Annotated in this window: 14 protein-coding genes and 1 pseudogene; 6 read left to right on the top strand and 9 right to left on the bottom strand. The window is 40.0% G+C overall.

Annotated features, from left to right (window positions below; genetic code table 11):
* Window positions 1-40 precede the first annotated feature (40 nt).
* The 4 genes from accC (at window position 41) to QRD02_RS01490 (ending at window position 3,858) form a co-directional block, all read left to right on the top strand.
* The gene (gene accC / locus QRD02_RS01505) at window positions 41-1,393 is read left to right on the top strand and encodes an acetyl-CoA carboxylase biotin carboxylase subunit (RefSeq protein ID WP_290253124.1); all 1,353 of its coding nucleotides are present in this window, start codon (window positions 41-43) and stop codon (window positions 1,391-1,393) included.
* Window positions 1,394-1,524: 131 nt separating this feature from the next.
* On the top strand, window positions 1,525-2,643 hold the full coding sequence (locus QRD02_RS01500; protein WP_290253123.1) for an NAD(P)/FAD-dependent oxidoreductase: 1,119 nt from the start codon (window positions 1,525-1,527) through the stop codon (window positions 2,641-2,643).
* A gap of 46 nt (window positions 2,644-2,689) precedes the next feature.
* Window positions 2,690-3,403 (top strand): monofunctional biosynthetic peptidoglycan transglycosylase, encoded by a 714-nt coding sequence (gene mtgA, locus QRD02_RS01495; RefSeq protein ID WP_290253122.1) that lies wholly within the window; start codon window positions 2,690-2,692, stop codon window positions 3,401-3,403.
* Complete coding sequence (locus tag QRD02_RS01490) at window positions 3,400-3,858, top strand: 3-oxoacyl-ACP synthase (protein WP_290253121.1); 459 nt, start codon at window positions 3,400-3,402, stop codon at window positions 3,856-3,858. Before mtgA ends, QRD02_RS01490 begins: the two co-directional genes overlap by 4 nt.
* Here the strand turns inward: QRD02_RS01490 and QRD02_RS01485 are convergent.
* The gene (locus QRD02_RS01485; RefSeq protein WP_290253120.1) at window positions 3,842-4,339 is read right to left on the bottom strand and encodes a hypothetical protein; all 498 of its coding nucleotides are present in this window, start codon (window positions 4,337-4,339) and stop codon (window positions 3,842-3,844) included. The genes QRD02_RS01490 and QRD02_RS01485 overlap by 17 nt on opposite strands.
* Window positions 4,340-4,380: 41 nt before the next feature.
* Window positions 4,381-6,612, bottom strand: coding sequence for an FUSC family protein (locus QRD02_RS01480; protein ID WP_290253119.1), 2,232 nt, complete (start codon window positions 6,610-6,612; stop codon window positions 4,381-4,383).
* 162 nt (window positions 6,613-6,774) lie between these two features.
* On the opposite strand from QRD02_RS01480, the gene QRD02_RS01475 reads away from it, so the two are divergent.
* On the top strand, window positions 6,775-7,770 hold the full coding sequence (locus QRD02_RS01475; RefSeq protein WP_290253118.1) for an NADP-dependent oxidoreductase: 996 nt from the start codon (window positions 6,775-6,777) through the stop codon (window positions 7,768-7,770).
* On the opposite strand, the gene QRD02_RS01470 is transcribed toward QRD02_RS01475, so the two are convergent.
* Genes QRD02_RS01470 through QRD02_RS01450 form a run of 5 tightly spaced genes read right to left on the bottom strand, consistent with a single transcriptional unit; the run spans window position 7,767 to window position 10,728 of the window.
* Window positions 7,767-8,723: an ABC transporter ATP-binding protein gene (locus QRD02_RS01470; protein WP_290253117.1), complete on the bottom strand. Its 957-nt coding sequence runs from the start codon at window positions 8,721-8,723 to the stop codon at window positions 7,767-7,769. The two genes, QRD02_RS01475 and QRD02_RS01470, sit on opposite strands and share 4 nt — an antisense overlap.
* A 4-nt stretch (window positions 8,724-8,727) precedes the next feature.
* A complete protein-coding gene (locus QRD02_RS01465) occupies window positions 8,728-9,123 on the bottom strand; it encodes a hypothetical protein (RefSeq protein ID WP_290253116.1) in 396 nt (131 codons plus the stop codon).
* 2 nt (window positions 9,124-9,125) lie between these two features.
* A complete protein-coding gene (locus tag QRD02_RS01460; protein WP_290253115.1) occupies window positions 9,126-9,290 on the bottom strand; it encodes a hypothetical protein in 165 nt (54 codons plus the stop codon).
* A 36-nt stretch (window positions 9,291-9,326) separates the two neighbouring features.
* The gene (gene pheS / locus QRD02_RS01455; protein WP_290253114.1) at window positions 9,327-10,346 is read right to left on the bottom strand and encodes a phenylalanine--tRNA ligase subunit alpha; all 1,020 of its coding nucleotides are present in this window, start codon (window positions 10,344-10,346) and stop codon (window positions 9,327-9,329) included.
* A 25-nt stretch (window positions 10,347-10,371) separates the two neighbouring features.
* Entirely contained in the window at window positions 10,372-10,728 is a 357-nt protein-coding gene (locus QRD02_RS01450; protein WP_290253113.1) for a hypothetical protein, read from the bottom strand.
* 147 nt (window positions 10,729-10,875) lie between these two features.
* Between QRD02_RS01450 and QRD02_RS01445 the strand changes: the two genes are divergently transcribed.
* A complete protein-coding gene (locus QRD02_RS01445; protein ID WP_290253112.1) occupies window positions 10,876-11,436 on the top strand; it encodes a CvpA family protein in 561 nt (186 codons plus the stop codon).
* A gap of 5 nt (window positions 11,437-11,441) precedes the next feature.
* Here the strand turns inward: QRD02_RS01445 and QRD02_RS01440 are convergent, their stop codons facing one another.
* Together QRD02_RS01440 and can are read right to left on the bottom strand one after the other, a co-directional pair.
* A complete protein-coding gene (locus QRD02_RS01440; protein WP_290253111.1) occupies window positions 11,442-13,292 on the bottom strand; it encodes a SulP family inorganic anion transporter in 1,851 nt (616 codons plus the stop codon).
* A gap of 47 nt (window positions 13,293-13,339) precedes the next feature.
* Window positions 13,340-13,973 (bottom strand): annotated as a pseudogene (gene can, locus QRD02_RS01435) (carbonate dehydratase).
* Window positions 13,974-14,278 lie beyond the last annotated feature (305 nt).

Here is a 14,278-nt window from a genome sequence, read left to right as displayed (position 1 = left end):
TTGGAATTTTGGCACTTGTAATTTATAATTTCAAAACAGTATGTTTAAAAAGATATTGATTGCAAATAGGGGGGAAATTGCACTGCGAATTATCCGCACCTGCCGTGAAATGGGTATAAAAACAGTAGCGGTATATTCAACGGCCGATGCTGAGAGCCTACACGTTCGCTTTGCTGATGAAGCGGTTTGCATTGGTCCACCACCAAGCAATTTAAGCTACCTTAAAATGTCCAATATTATCGCGGCCGCCGAAATCACCAATGCAGACGCAATTCACCCTGGCTATGGATTTCTTTCTGAAAATGCCAAGTTCTCAAAAATATGTCAGGAACACGGAATCAAATTTATAGGCGCATCGCCCGAAATGATTGACCGAATGGGCGATAAAGCTTCCGCGAAAGCTACGATGAAGGCTGCGGGAGTACCCACTGTTCCGGGTAGCGACGGCATTATTCCTTCCTACGAAAAATGCGAAAAGTTGGCAGATGATGTCGGTTACCCAGTTATGCTCAAAGCTACCGCTGGCGGCGGTGGCAAAGGAATGCGCGCCGTTTGGAAAAAAGATGAATTAAAAAAGGCCTGGGACAGCGCTCGTCAGGAGGCTGCAGCAGCCTTTGGAAATGACGGTATGTATATGGAAAAACTCATTGAAGAGCCACGCCATATTGAAATTCAGATTGTTGGCGATAGTACCGGAAGAGCTTGTCACTTAAGTGAACGCGACTGCTCCATACAGCGCCGACACCAAAAACTTACCGAAGAAACCCCAAGCCCGTTTATGACGAAAAAACTTCGGACAGATATGGGTCTTGCCGCTGTAAAGGCTGCTGAATTCATTAAATATGAAGGTGCCGGAACTATAGAATTTTTAGTGGATAAACACCGAAATTTCTATTTTATGGAAATGAATACCCGTATCCAAGTTGAACATCCCATTACCGAACAAGTAATTGATTACGATTTGATACGCGAGCAGATTTTGGTTGCAGCAGGAGTTCCCATTTCAGGAAAAAATTATACTCCCCAATTGCACGCCATTGAATGTCGAATAAATGCCGAAGACCCTTATAATGATTTCCGTCCCTCCCCGGGAAAAATCACGGTTTTGCATGCACCCGGTGGCCACGGCGTGCGGTTGGATACCCACGTTTATGCCGGATACACTATTGTGCCGAATTATGACTCAATGATTGCAAAATTGATTACCACTGCCCAAACTCGCGAGGAGGCAATTAACAAAATGAAGCGAGCGCTGGATGAATTCGTTATTGAAGGCATCAAAACCACCATACCTTTTCACAGACAGTTGATGGATGAGCCGGATTACGTTGCCGGAAATTACACTACGGCATTTATGAATACTTTTAAAATGAACGAACCAGAAGAAGAATAATAAAAGTTAACAGTGGCAGTTGCAGAGGTTTACTCCATACTGAGACTGTATATTGTAACTTATTTAAAGCACCAAATTTCAAAAATCTTACCTTTGGAATTTGGTGCTTTTAGTTTTGAATTTTTACACAAATGAATTTAAGTTATTGGGAATATAAAACTTGGTTTTCCAATATTGATTTCGCTGTAATTGGCAGCGGAATCGTTGGGCTTAGCTGTGCTTTATCACTTCGGAAGAAATATCCCCAAAGTAAAATTGTGGTTTTTGAGCGTGGCATGCTTCCAAGTGGTGCGAGCACTAAAAATGCAGGTTTTGCTTGCTTCGGAAGTATTTCGGAATTTTTGGAAGATTTAAAAATACATTTCGAGGGAGAAGTTTTGCAACTTGTAAAAAGCCGGGTTGAAGGATTGAAATTATTGCGTCAAAATTTGGGTGACCATCAATTGGATTATCAGGAATATGGCGGATACGAACTTTTCACAAAAGAGGATTCAGAGCTTTTTGAAAACTGTAGATCGAAAATGGATTCTATTAATGAATTACTGAAACCTATTTTCAAAACCGAAGTTTTTTCGGAAAGGGAAAACCACTTTAAGTTTCAAAATATTCAACCCAAACTGATTTATAGCGCCTTTGAAGGTCAAATTGATACCGGTAAAATGATGCTGGGTCTCATCAAAAAAGCTTTCGAAGAAAATATTTTAATTCTGAATTGTTCTGAAATAACTAATATTTCAGATAATGGTGAATCCGTATCTCTCCAAATAAATTCTTCCGAAGAAATATCCTTAAAAAAAGTTTTTATCGCCACAAACGGCTTTGCGAAACAGTTTTTGGATGAAGATGTAAAGCCTGCAAGAGCGCAGGTTTTGATTACAAAACCCATTGAAAAACTTCATATAAAAGGAACTTTCCATTTGGATAAAGGTTTTTATTACTTTAGAAATGTGGACAATAGAATTCTTTTTGGCGGCGGTAGAAATCTCGATTTTAAATCTGAGGAAACCTCTGAAATGGAGTTGACGCAATTGGTGCAAAACAAGTTGGAAGAATTGTTGAAAACAGTAATTATACCCAATCAACCCTTTGAAATTGATCGGCGCTGGAGCGGCATTATGGGAATGGGAAAACACAAAAAACCCATAGTAAAAATTGTTTCAAATAACGTATTTTGCGGTGTCAGATTGGGTGGAATGGGCGTTGCCATTGGAAGTTCGATCGGCAAACAATTGGCAGATTTAATTAATTAAAAATTCCCGTTCCCTCCTTATTTCAGGCGAGGGCTGGTGAGGGCTTATGATAAAAAAAATATTCAAATTCTTTTTTAAATTTTTTCTTTGGTTTATCGGGCTTTCGGTTTTGTGGGTGCTCCTATACAAATTCGTTCCTGTGCCATACACGCCGTTGATGGCCATTCGCGCAATTGAAGGCGACGAAAATTATGTCACACATCATGATTGGGTTCCCATTGAAGAAATTTCACCTTATTTACAGTTAGCGGTAATTTGTGCCGAGGATCAAACTTTTTTAAGTCACGATGGTTTTGATCGTGAGGCAATTGAGAAGGCGCTGAAAAACAACGAAAAGGGAAAGAAAATTCGTGGCGGAAGTACCATTTCACAGCAAACCGCCAAGAATGCATTCTTATGGCCTGGCCGAACTTGGTTTAGAAAAGGATTGGAGGCTTATTTTACCGTGCTCATTGAAGCCCTTTGGAGCAAAGAGCGAATTTTGGAAGTATACCTAAACAGTATTGAAATGGGCAACGGTGTTTTTGGTGCTGAGGCTGCTTCGCAACAATGGTTTAAAAAATCCGCGAAAAATTTACGGGCTGACAATGCCGCCGCCATTGCCGCAATTCTGCCTAGTCCGCAGCGTTATAGAGCCAATCCGCCGGGACCGTATGTTGCCCGGCGCACGCAATGGATTGTTCGACAAATGCGCTATTACGGTCCATTTGTATTAGAAAAACAGGAGCCAAAGGAAGTTAAAGGGAAAAGGAAGAAATGACCGCAGTACAAATCAAAACCGAATTATTAAAACACTGCCACAACCAGGTTGACAATCGCTATTCAAAAATTAAACAGACCATTGCAGGCATTGAGGATTCTTTGCTAGAGGAATCCAAGAGCAGCAGTGGCGACAAGCATGAAACGGGTCGGGCGATGCTGCAAATAGACCGGGAAAATGCAGGGAAACAACTTCAGGAAATTGAAAAAATCTTGCCCCTACTCAAAAAAATTGATGTTAACGCAACCTCGGATTATGCGCGTTTGGGAAGTCTGGTTTATACGGATAGATTCACATACTTCATAAGTCTTTCCATCGGAACGGTATCTATTGCAGGGGCAGATTATCTTTGCGTGGCCTTAAATTCGCCCGTGGGTTTACTAATTTCGGGAAAGAAACGGGGCGAAACGTTCATTCTTAATGGAAGTGTTTATAAAATCATGGACGTGAAGTAATATACTTCCATCGCTTTTCAGGTTTTGTGGCATCAAAAATATCCAATTCCAAAACTGTTGCAATATGCTGGGCAATCACAAACGCATCTTCCAAATCATCACTTGCATAAACATCAATATGTTTGTTTTGGCTGTAAAATAGATTTACTTTAAAAACTTCAAAACCTAAATTTGCTTCGGCGGTTATTACACGAGCTCGACTATTTTTTATAGTCTTAAATACAGAAACGTATTCCGCATCAGGTAGGTTTTTCCAGAATCCAAAGTTTAATGCAAAGATTGAATAAACCTTCCTATATTCTTTTTCTTCCAAATTTAATTCAAAACCTTCCCGGAGTGATAGTTTAAGCGCCGCTCCAAGCAAAATGAGGCCAAAAAGAGTTCCCTCGAAAAATAAATATATTGCAAAAAGGGACAGCACAATTGCGAATATGATTTTAATGTTTGCAACAGGCTGTAAATGCCGGATGTTGTTATTCATACTTCGGGAAGTTGGGATAAATATAGATTTTTAAACTTACACTAAAACTCTATTTCCCGCACAATCTTTTGCATTTTTCTGCTCATCGCCAATAGCCACCTCAACTGCTCGCGCACCAAATGGGCTTCTTCTATTTTCAAATGAAAATCATCTTCTTTTTGAATTTCTTGTTCGGAAAAAACTATTTTATTTCCAAATGTCGCTTCAAAAATATCTTCGGTATCGAGATCGTTTTTTTCTCTTTCTGAAGAAATGGACTCTTCTAAAATAGTTTCTGCATCCAACAGATTTTTCACAATTTTCCCCGAAACCATATTGAAATTTTCAGAGGCAGGGGTAGTGGGATTGTTCAAAATATAAGTACTCAAAGAAGCCAAAGACGATAAAAAAGTATGGTTGAGCATTGCTATTTCATATAATTTATCCAGATGTTTTTGTTTGGATTTCGGTTCCTGCGTCATCCGTTGGAAGGCCACACTTAGGTCGGACATTTCTAAGAATGCCTTTTTGCGAGCCACCTTATATTCAGTGGGCACAGTTCCTTTTTTATTGTAAAAGCCCACTATTTCTTCCAAATATATTCGGTTTGCCTTTACGGTTTCCAACAATGTTTTTTGCATACTTTGAATTTCCCAGGCAGGCCAGAGCAGCAAATTTCCTAGGGTTGCAAGACCAGCACCAATGAGAGTATCCGTAACGCGATATTGAATAACATTGAATATATCCGGTCTTAAGAGTGCGTAAATGAAAACCACACTTAACGTAATAAACGTTGCGGCGGCTTTGTAATTTCTTTGTACCATGGAGAAGGCAATGATTAACGAAATGATTGCCAAAACGCCGTAAACAGTGGTGTTTTTGGTGAGCAAAACTATTCCAACTGCCAATGCCCCGCCAATCAAGGTTCCAATTGTTCTTTCTTTTGAACGCGTTTTCGTCAATCCGAAGGTAGGGCGCATAATCACTATAAGCGTGAGCAAAATCCAATATGAATTTTGAACTGCGAAAAGCATTCCGATAGAGTAGCCAATTATGGTCATGACCGCCAGCCGGAGCGAATGTTTGAAAATTGGGGAGCGCATGTTGAAGTTTTCCACCAAAACATCAAGATCGTATTTCTGCTTGGTCAGAAACCTACGGGAGTCTTCTTTTTTCAGGAGTGAAATTTCGCGCTGTGCCGGATTTTTTAGAAGCCATTCTATTTTTTCGATTTTCTTTATCTGTTCGTTTTGATATTTCAACAGATTATTGAGCATAACCGAATTTTCATTAAAGGAGCCAGCATTTTTTATTGTGTACGCTTCAATATCTGCCTTAATTCTTTGTTGATATTCTTCAATTTTTGTGGTTTTCAAAAGTTTTTTGGGAGAAGAGAGATGCGCGGCAATAACGTTTAATCTATCGCTCATGGCGAATAGAAGATTTTGAAAATCTTTCAATTGGCCCGGTTCTTCAGCAAAAAGCTCATCGGTCTTGGAATAATTTACGGGATTTGCCATGGCAAGCTCCAGCATATCTACCAATTGTACAAAAATCAACATTCGTTTACCTTCATATTCCGATTTCCCCGAACCGGTTCTGCTGGAAATCAAAATATCGCGAAGTGTTTCGTGGGTTGACGTGAGCTCGGTTTGAGTGTTCAACAATTTTTTCAGCAATTCGGTTCTGTCCTTATTTTCCGCAACCAATTCGCCTCTAGTTGTTAAATAATCCGCAGTCAGTTTTAAGGTTTTCGAGAGATAATATTCCGTGGGGGCCTTGGGAAAGATAAAATGACGAAGTAGGGAAAGCGAGGCGTACCATAGACCGCCAATTCCAATGAGCAACATTCTCTCATAGGGTTGCAATTCGTCGGACACGCTAGAAAAGCTCAGCACCAATGCCAAAAGTCCGGAAAAACTAATGAGTGAGGCCCTAAAGCCATAAATTGCGATATATGAAATGCAAAAAATTAAAATGCCTAGGATGGGAATTAGTAACCAAAGCGACAAGTGCAGATATCCCCCAATCAAACTCACGATCATCGCCAAAAGTGTAGCCAGCAGAATTCCTGTAATTTTATGACGAATGCTGCCGCTAACATCACTGGGAGATGCGAGCATGGCGCCAACGGTAATCGTGATGCCGATTTGCAAAACATCCAATTTCACCCCAAAAATAATAGGAACCGTAAGTGCGAATCCTAAAAGTAAGGCTTTGGAAAAGTCCGTACTATTAAAGTATTCGGAAAGGTTATTGTACGTTGTGGCAAATATTTTATCGGAAACTTTCAAAAGAAATGGATTCAGCAGCCGCAAAGATATTGCGTACAGGGGCGAAGTTCGTTAATCTTTTCAAAAATATGGACTGTTATTGTTTTAATAAAAATTGAATAAGTGCCAATGGATTTGAAATTATATATTTTAAATTTATGCAATTTGATAAAAAACGGTAAAATGAACAGTGTTATTCTTCTTAAAAATCGCCCATCCGGGAAACCGTCCTTAAAAGATTTTGAATTTACAGAGGAAGAAAGCCCGCAACCAAAAGATGGGGAAATCCTTTTGAAAACGAAATACGTTTCTGTGGACCCATACCTTCGCGGCCGCATGCGTGATGAAGAATCATATATCGCACCCTTTGAAGTGGGAAATCCTTTGGAATCTGGTATTATTGCCGAAGTGGTGGAATCCAAAAATAGAAATTTTGAAAAGGGAGAATTTGTAAACGGCATGCTTCAATGGAAAGAATATCAAACTTCTAACGGTAATGGGTTGAACAAAGTTGATCGGAAAAAAGCACCGTTAAAGGCCTATTTGGGCATTTTGGGACTAACCGGAATTACGGCCTATTTAGGGTTGAAGAAAATAGGAAAGCCGGAAAATGGTGAAACGCTTTTAGTGTCGGGAGCCGCCGGAGCCGTGGGCAGCATTGCGGGTCAAATTGGAAAAATTATAGGCTGCAGAGTCGTCGGGATTGCTGGAAGCGAAGAAAAAATAGACCGAATACGTGATAAATTCGGTTTTGATGCGGCTATCAATTACAAAACAACACAAAATATGAAAATGGCAATCGCTGAAGCATGTCCCAACGGTGTGGATGTGTATTTTGATAATGTGGGCGGTGAAATTCTGGATGCCGCGCTTGCCAATATGAACAAATATGGAAGGGTTGTAAACTGTGGCGCGATATCACTTTATAACAAATCCGAAACTCCAACTGGGCCAAGGGTGGAAACTACTTTGATAAAAAATAGCATTTTGATGCAAGGTTTTACAGTTCGTGATTTTGTAAAGGATTTTGGGCCAGCGCAGAAACAATTGGCGGATTGGATGGAAGAAGATAAACTAACCTATTTGGAAACCACTGTCGAGGGTTTTGAAAATATCCCAAAAGCATTTATCGATTTGTTTGAAGGAAAGAATAAAGGAAAGATGATTGTGGTGGTCTAAGCGTTATCCGAAATTTTCAAGCAATGGACTTCCCCCTTTTTTATGGGAAGAAGATTTGTAAAAAATACGGTTTCCCCATTAAAATCGGCTTCAATTAAATAGTGGCTTCCTTTGAAAAAGCTATTTTTTATAATTATTTCGAAATTTGTTTTTTCTGTTGAAATGCTTAATTGGTGCGGAAAGACAATAGTTTTCCCCCCAGAAACTTCCTTCGATTCCAAACTTTGCGGAAGCAGATTCGCTTCGCCAAAAAATCCTGCCTGATATTCAGTTGCTACGTTTTTATAAATATATTCCGGCGTTCCCATCATTTCCTCACGGCCATTTTTCAACATTAAAATCTGGTCAGAAAATGCTAAAGCTTCATTGCTGTCGTGGGTGGCGGTGATGCATCCAATATTTTTTTCCTTTAAATAACTATATATTTTCCGCTGTAATTTATTTTTTCGGAAAACATCAATATTGCTAAAAGGCTCGTCAAGCAAAAGTATTTTAGGTTCGTTTGCCAGAGCTTTTGCAAGTGCAACCCGTTGTTTTTGGCCGCCGCTCAAATTTTTCACCAAAACATTTTTGAAATCTTCCATTTCAACAGCTTCCAAAAGTTGGTCAATTCTCTTTTCATCCGTTGCTTCGTCCAAACGCGAAAGATGTGAGCCGAGATTTTCCGCTACGGTGGTAAACGGCATAATGTTGAATTCCTGTGCAACAAGCTTCATAAAAGGCTCACCGGGAATTAAAGAATTTGCGGGTCCCAGGAGTTTTTTTTCGTTGTAAAAAATAGCACCCTTTTCCAATTGAAGCAAGCCATAAATAAGATGCAAAAGTGTAGATTTCCCACAGCCGCTTTCGCCTAAAACACTTAAGTGTTCCCCGGCTTGAAGCTTAAAATGAAGGTTCTCTAAAATAGTTTTTTCGGAATAGGAATAGGAATCAATTTCAACTCTTAACATCATCCATTTATTTCGCCATAATTCCTTCACTTTCCAAGACTGGAATTTCCACTACATTTTCTTCGGAAATAGTGTTAGGTTCAAAGATGAACTTCCGTTCGAAAAGTTTATTTTCAGCAAAAAAAGTGAGCAGATATTCATTGGTAAAAGCTAAAACTTCGGTAGGGATAAATTCCACCTTTGTCGCGGTTTTTGGCTTCAAATTTCCCAGACCGTGCCGTAAAACAGATGTTTTTCTATCCTCACTTTTTCCGCGGGACATTACCAAAACTGTGGAAATTTCATCGTCTCGATCATTTACCAAATAAATATTCCATTGTTGGCCGGTAAAATCCTTATCCCATTCCTTTATGGCAACGATATGCACGTTCTTGGCTTGGGGAATTTCAATATCCTTTCGCATAATTAGTCTCTATTTTTCCACATAATCCAAACCGCCAAAAGTGCGATTGCGGCAACGCCCAATAAAACAGCACCAACTACAATTTTTATGGCGGCTATTACGAATGTGAGATAAGCAATGCCCAAGCCCACGATTACGAGGAAGGCGATAATAAGAAATTTTTTCATAGCAAAGGTTTTAGTGTTTTTGCTTAAAGATACAATTTAAAGAACACTTTTAAACTGTTCTAAAAAGCGCACATCGTTTTCGCTGAACATTCTAATATCGGGAATTTGATGCAACAGCATTGCAATACGATCTATGCCCACGCCAAAGGCAAAACCGGAATATTCTTCCGGATCGATGCCACAATTTTTGAGAACGTTTGGGTCCACCATGCCGCAGCCTCCAATTTCCAGCCATCCTGTTCCTTTGGTGATGCGTTTATCGGCTTCGGTTTCCAGCCCCCAATAAACATCCACTTCGGCACTTGGTTCCGTGAAAGGAAAATAGGAGGGGCGAAGCCGGATTTTTGATTTGCCGAACATTTCAGTAGTGAAGTATTGAAGCGTCTGTTTTAAATCTGCAAAGCTCACGCTTTTGTCAACGTACAAACCTTCCACTTGATGGAAAAAACAGTGGGATCGTGCGGAAATAGCTTCATTTCTATAAACACGCCCAGGCGAAATGGTGCGGATTGGCGGTTTGTTATTTTCCATATAGCGCACTTGCACGGATGAGGTGTGCGTGCGCAACAAAACATCTGGATTGGTTTGAATGAAAAACGTATCCTGCATATCGCGGGCCGGGTGATATTCGGGAAGGTTTAGTGCCGTAAAATTGTGCCAATCGTCCTCAATTTCCGGCCCTTCGGAAACGTTGAAACCGATGCGCAAAAAGATATCGATAATTTTATTTTTAACGATGGAAATTGGGTGTCGCGAGCCCAAGGGAATGACCTCCCCGGGTCGGGAAAGATCGCCGTATATACCTTTGGCTTCGGCATTGTTCTCAAGCGCTTCCTTAAGGGAATCTACTTTTTCCTGGGCAGTAGTTTTAAGGGTATTTATAACTTGTCCGAATTCTTTCTTTTGCTCGTTGGGCACGTTTTTGAATTCAGCAAAAAACTCGTTCAATAATCCTTTTTTACCTAAATATTTTATGCGGAAATTTTCTATTTCCTCTTTGTTTGTGGAAGAAAAGGCTTCAACTTCTGCAATTTGTTTTTTTATTGTTTCTATCATTTTTAAACTTTCTCTAACTCACGTTTTAGATTATCACTTCCTTTTCCACAAAATACTGCACAATCGCCTCCTTCATCAAAACACTTTGCTCACCGGCTTTTAGCGGGGGCAATTGTTCCAAAACCTTATAATGTGGCCAACCTTGCTCGTCCACATAATCAAACTCGTAATAACCATAGGGTTCCAAAAGCCGGCAGATGGCAATGTGCATAAGATTCAACTTTTCGTCCTTTTTAAATTTGCGGTGAAGTTGTCCCAATTCCTGCACACCTATCAAATATATAATTGCATCCAAATCCAAAATTTGGCCATCGGCAAAACGGTTGCCCAGCATTTCAACCACTGCTTCCCACCGTTCCTTTAATTGTTCGTCGCGCGCCATTATTTTTAAAAAAAAGTTAGTCCGCAAAGATACAAGTTTAAAATTCCAAAAATCAAATCCCAAATATTAAAGCCTAATTCAGTGAGCGAATTTTTAGCTGAAAAGTTCAAACTTATAAATTGGTATATTTATGAAAATTTTGAAACTATGAATACAATTGATATAATAATTGGCCTCATTTTGATTATCGCCTTTTTTGTTGGCTTTAGCAAAGGTTTACTGCGTTCGCTTGCATCATTGATTGGCATTGTGGTTGGGGTTTACTGCGCCATGTTCTTTTCGGACTATGTAGGCAGATATCTTGTGCGGTGGTTTGACTGGAGTGCGGACACTACCAATGTTGTGGCTTTTGTGGTCACTTTTTTATTGATCATGATATTGTTCAGTATTTTGGGACGGTTGTTGACGAAAGTAGCGGATTTTGCGATGCTGGGAATTTTCAACAAATTATTCGGAGGCGTTTTTAACGTGCTGAAATTGGCTTTTTTAATAAGTGTGGTTTTTATGTTCGTAAACGCTTCGGAAGAATATGAAATCCTCACCCCGGAACAACGGCAAGATTCAAAATTATATGGTCCCGTTGCTATGATTGCACCAGCTATTTTACCGACAATAATGAAAGAAGTGGGCGACTATAATTTGGGAGACGAAGAAATTTTAGAAGAAAAAAGCCCCGCGGAAACGGAGCTTGAATCTGAAAACGAATAATTTTTCTATACCACGTCTTGTATGTTTTTTCGGGAGTACGCAAGGGCGGCACTAAAATCTTTAAATATCAATTCCGGCGGCACTAAATTTGGAATTATTTCAATGCGTTCCATCATTGCGCGCGGCTGTGGTTGAAGGTCTTCAAACATCGGCTTTATTCCTTTTCGGGAAATTTCCATCAGCACTTCTTCCATAGCATACAAACCGGATTGATCAATATAGGGTGATTTTCCCATTCGTATAATTACGTGGGTGGCCATTTCGGGGATTTCCAAAGCCAATTTTTGGAAATCTGAAGTATAACCGAAAAACAACGGGCCTTCCAACCGTTTAATGAATATTTCTTCTTTCAATTTTACGGGAAAATCCGTTTCATCGGGCCACGCTCCCGAGAATTCATCAGCATTCAAAAGCGACACAACACTGGATTTTCCTGCGGTTAAATCGCCGATTTTCTTCATAAAAATAATGGAAGCCAAAATCAACCCGATCCCGACGGCGTACACTAAATTCCAAAATACAGAGAGCAGCAATACCACGAGCATGATGGAAACTTCGGCTTTTTGCATTTTAGGGATGGCTTTCAACCCTTTGTAATCCATTACGCCAATACCCACAGTTATCAAAATTCCCGCAAGTACGGCCGCGGGAATCTGTGATGCTATGGTGCCTAATGCCAGTAAAATTACCAACAGCAAAACTGCCGCTGTCATGCCAGAAAGCTTGGTGGTTCCTCCGGATTTAATATTTACCACGGTTCTGATTGTTGCCCCGGCACCGGGAATTCCGCCAAAAATTGCCGCTACACTATTCCCAATTCCTTGGCCCATCAGTTCTCTGTTTGGGTTGTGCTTTGTTTTTGTCATATTATCGGCCACAACGGATGTTAAAAGGGAATCTATACTTCCCAAAAAAGCAAGCGTCAACGCTGTAAAGACATAAGGTGAAATTTGCGCAAATTCGAATTGGCTGAACATGTTTAAATTCGGAATGGGGAAACCTCCCGGAATTTGATCAATAGGCTGATAATCCAACTTTAGAAAATAGGCGCCCGCCGAAATAACCAATAATGCTACCAAAGTGCTGGGAATTTTCGTTGTGATTTTCTTAAAACCATATATAATGAAGATGGTAAGCGACGCCAAAATAAACTCCAACCATTGAATGTTCGATATTGCCCTCGGTAGTGCTTTTATGGCTCCAATAACTCCTGAGGTTGCGGCCTTAGCGAGTGTTTTGGATTCTTGAAAAACTTCTTCTTCAGAAATTTTTTCGGAGCGGCTGATTGTTTCCTTAAAATCCTGAAGCACTAAAATACCTTCGCCCGCTTCGTCTTGCAGGATTTTATTCAACAAAACTTCCTCGGCCTTTGGTTTGAAGGTATCAATAAAGGTGGTATCCTCTTCAGAATAATAGCCTAAAACGGGTAAAATTTGAGTTATTAATATGATTACGCCGATTGCCGTCATAAAGCCTGAAACTACCGGATAGGGAATGTATTTTATGTATTTGCCCACGCCTGTAATTCCCAATAAAATCTGCATTAAACCGGCCATTAAAAAAACCAGTAAAATATATGGCAGCGCTTGCTCCACATCGCCATTGTTAGTTGCGATTATACCAGCAACCAAAACCATGGAAACGGCTGTCATTGGTGCGGTTGGACCTGATATTTGGGTATTGGTGCCGCCGAAAAGAGATGCGAAAAAACCAATAAAAATGGCTCCGTATAACCCTGCATCTGCCCCTAATCCAGATTGAACTCCAAAGGCGAGTGCCAATGGCAGGGCAACAATTCCTGCGGTAATGCCACCGAAAAGATTGCCCCTAAAATTTGAAAAAATATTCTTTGTCATTATGTTAAATAGTGTTTTTGTGGTATCTGAAAGCGATATAATTTTTCTTAAAAATTCAATTTATATACTTTTTGCAATTCATCATTATTGCTAACGTTTACCTCCAAATTCTTTATTAAACCTGTTTCCAGCCCGTAAACCCAGCCGTGTAAATGCAATTCTTGGTTGTTGTGCCAGGCATTTTTGTACAATTGAAGTTTTCGCAAGGTCATAAACCTGTTCAATTACGTTCAGTTCCACAAAACGGTTGAACCGTTCCTCTTCATTGCTTATTCCGTCAAGTTCGTCTATATGGAGTCTGTAAACATCTTTAATATGCCGCAACCAATTGTCAATCAGCCCGATGGATTTATTTTGCATAGCCGCTTTCACACCGCCGCAACCGTAATGGCCGCAAACAATCACATGCCTTACTTTTAGGGCGTTCACTGCGTAATCGAGCACGCTGAGCATATTCATATCGGTATGGATTACCATATTTGCAATGTTTCTCTGCACGAAAACTTCCCCGGGCTGGGCGCCTATGATTTGATTTGCGGGCACGCGGCTATCCGCGCAACCAATCCACAAAACTGGCGGAGTTTGGCCTTTGGACAGATTCTTAAAATAGTCGGGATCTGCAGTTAATTTTTGTTTAACCCATTTTTTATTGTTTTCAATAAGCGTATCATATAATTTCATCGGAATGGAATGTTTAAATTTTTTTGAAGTTTAAATTGATTTCTAAAAGGAAAGGAAAACGGACGTATTTCTTCCCGTATTTTTCATACGAAAAGATTTCCTTATTTAGAATAATGATAGTGTAAGGGGAATAATTAAGCAGTCCGCGGAGGTGGCGACACTACTTCCAAGAATACGTTCGAATAGTTGAACGAATCTAGACGGTAATTGGATTTCCGGTATTTCAGAAATTGAAGGCTTTCAAAGTTGGATGGTAATTTTTCAATAACAAAGGCAAAAGTTGCCTGCGGAAGCTTGTTAGAGTT

It is taken from the genome of Aequorivita aurantiaca, from assembly GCF_030410135.1.
GTDB lineage: Bacteria > Bacteroidota > Bacteroidia > Flavobacteriales > Flavobacteriaceae > Aequorivita > Aequorivita aurantiaca.
This window is presented reverse-complemented; position numbering and strand designations above follow the sequence as displayed.